This window comes from Geminicoccus sp. (assembly GCF_035556675.1).
Lineage (GTDB): Bacteria > Pseudomonadota > Alphaproteobacteria > Geminicoccales > Geminicoccaceae > Geminicoccus.
The window spans coordinates 1-2,753 of record NZ_DATMFZ010000387.1 but is presented as its reverse complement, the minus strand read 5'-3'; the positions used below and the strand labels follow the sequence as shown (position 1 = coordinate 2,753).

Below are 2,753 nucleotides of genomic sequence, written 5' to 3'. Positions count from 1 at the left end.
GTGCACATAGGCCCGTGCATTCGGCTCCCACAGCTTTCCCGCGCTGTCACGCCAGGAGTCGCAGGTCAGCGTGATCGACTGGCTGCGGCCGTTGCGGCGGTTCAGTTCCCAGATCGCGCGAGCCTGCGCGATGTCGCGACCGTCCACGATCTGCTCCGAGACGAACCCATGCGGGCGGAACTCCACCATGGACGGGTCGCTGACCTGCGCATGCGTCCATCCGGTTGTACCCCCGGCCTGAGGGAGGCCGGTGAGGGCGTCCACTGCGGTCCAGACCACGTAATAGTCGCTGAAGCGCTCATCCACGGTCAGCGACACGCTGGCGGCCTCTATGTTCTCGCCGAGCACGAAGCCGCTGGCCATCGAGCCCGACCCGGCCCGGGCAAGAATCAGGTTCCCGTCCGTCCCCTCGTAGGCCAGGACCTGCCGATAGCGCGCCACCCGGTCGATCACCTCGAAGGGGGTTTCGCCGAAGTTGATGTTGAACTGGGGGATGGTGTTCCCCGCCTCTTCGTCCAGGCGGGTGACCGCAATGCCGAAAGGGGACGCCAGATCGCCGGCGATCTTCAGAGCGTCGCCACCGCTGATCTGCATGAAGGTGCTCCCGTCCTGCCGGATGCCGGCAGAGCAATCGACCAGGTTGCGGCACTTGCCGCGGCCCTGCACGCGGACGGTATGCCCCTCGGGGGAGATGGCGGTCTGATAGCGGTCAATTCGGCCAGTCAGCACCACGTCGCCGCCGAGCATCACCGCGCACGGCTGCCCCGGCCCGATCGGCAGCAGTTCCGCCTGTCCGGGATAGAGTTCCGTGAGGGCAATGTCGAAGTCGGAAGGCATCCGCTCCAGACCTCGGGTGACGCGGATTCTCCGCCACCCGCCGAACTGCCTGCCCCCGACCACAAGGGTAAGATCGTCGTCCATCGGATCAGTCCGTGAGGGCCTGGAACTCGGTCGGCATGAAGCCTGGATGCGGCGGGTTCGCCCGCCGGATCAGCTCGTCCGACCGGGACGCATCGGCATAGAGCGCGTAAGCCACCACCAGCGAGGCCTGCGCCTGCGGCGTGATGACGGTCCGTAGACGCGGCAGCGGCGCCCCCCGCACCGCGAGGTCGTCCAGTACCAGCGCCCGGATCTGGCTCAGCGCGGGGTACAGACCGCCCGCCGAGGCCTCCCCGATGCGGAGCTCCTCCGCCCGCAGGAGGCCGGACACTTGCTCCTGCAGGGCCTGCGCCTCGTCATGGGAGGCGGGCAGGTACTCGGCGCAGGCGATCGCCAGGGAGCAGAGCGCCGCCTGCCGGCATGCCGCTGCTGTCGCCTCCTGCACCGCATTGAGCGTGCTGCCCAGCGGTGCATCTGTCGGCACCACGGTGACCGTGTAGGACGCCAGACGCGCCAGCAGGCGCACCGCATCTGCGGGATCGGCGCAGGCGTCGCGGATGGCCTCGCTGACCGCAAAGGCCGACGGCACCAGCCCGGCGTTCTGCCCCGCCGCAGCGGCGGCTGCCAGTTGGTCCACGGCAGTATCCACGGCCGAGCGGGCGGCCACCACGGCATCGAGCGCCGCCTCCACCGAAGCCGGCGCTGCCGTGCCCTGGCGGCGGTTGCCCTGACTGTAGCGGCCGTAGGTTCCGCTGTCGGGCACCACGCCCTTGGCCGCCCCGGTCGTCAGACCGGCATCCCGCGCCAGCGACCCGGCGAGGTCGCCCCAGGCCGAGACCGTCGCCTGCACCGAAGTGATGATGCCGACACCCAGCACCGCCGCGCCGACCAGTTCGCCCACAAAGGAGTCGCCGATGGCGCCAAGGGCCCGATCGATCGCCCCCAGCACGGCGGAAACCGTGTCTGTGGCGCCAGCCGGATAGGTGGGATCGAGCGTCTCCGAGAATTCGAACTGCAGCTCGACCAGCCCGCCGCGCTCGGCCCGCTCGACCATCCGGACTGGCCCGGCCAAGGCGACGCGCATGATCCCCAGTGAAGGATGGATCAGGATGCCAGGGCCACGAACCTCGCAGGCCCGAAGCAGAAGCTTGGCCCTGGCATAGGCACCGTCGCCGACCAGGAAGCCAGAAAAGGCCACCCGGCGCTCCAGGCGGCCGAGATCCTCCACCCAGACATTGTCGCGGTACGGGTAACTGTGGAGCGCGGTGCGCCGCCCTCCCCCGTACTCGGAGCCCCGCACCCCGAAGGGGACGCCGCGCCAGGAGGCCGGCAGCAGAAGGTCGTACCAGGCCATCCTGCCCTCCCTTTATGGCGCGACCAGGGTCATGCCAGTGTTCTCGATGAGCGGTCCCGAGGCCCGGACATTGCCGCTGGAGGAGCGCACCTGGGCCGACATTCCTGGCGGCAGCCGGCCGGTGATCTCCAGTTCCAACTTCCCGCGCAGTGCCCGACTGAGCTCATCCCCGGTGGGCGCCAGGGAACGCGCCGCGCCTTCGGCGACAGGCGCCGCCAAATTTCCCGCCGGTGCACCGCCCTGATACTGGGCCGTCGCAGTCGCCAGGCGGGACAGGAACCGGCTTTGGCTGGTGCCCTCCTCAATGCCCCCTGGCAGAGACGTCCAGGTGCGCGAGAGCGCCGGCCCGATGCCGGATCGAACGGCTGGATCGCCGCTTTTGAGATCGGCCATCAGATCCCGGCCGGTCCGCGTCCGGTAGTCACGCTGGGCGAGCCACCACGCGGCACGGTCCTGATTCGCGGGGCTGAAGTCCTGCAGGCCCAGCGCCGCGGCTGCCTCGTCCCAGGTCCCTTTCAGG

General features: G+C 69.6%; 2 protein-coding genes and 1 pseudogene. All 3 read right to left on the bottom strand.

Going from position 1 to position 2,753, the window contains the following annotated elements; translation table 11 throughout:
- Positions 1-921, bottom strand: a 921-nt coding sequence (locus VNS22_RS27845; protein WP_325738410.1) for a phage baseplate assembly protein, incomplete at its 3' end; no start/stop codon positions are given.
- A gap of 4 nt (positions 922-925) precedes the next feature.
- Positions 926-2,233 carry a DNA circularization N-terminal domain-containing protein gene (locus VNS22_RS27840; protein WP_325738408.1) on the bottom strand — a complete coding sequence of 436 codons (1,308 nt, stop codon included), beginning with the start codon at positions 2,231-2,233 and terminating at the stop codon, positions 926-928.
- A 12-nt stretch (positions 2,234-2,245) separates the two neighbouring features.
- Positions 2,246-2,753: pseudogene (locus tag VNS22_RS27835) on the bottom strand (hypothetical protein); the annotation flags it as partial.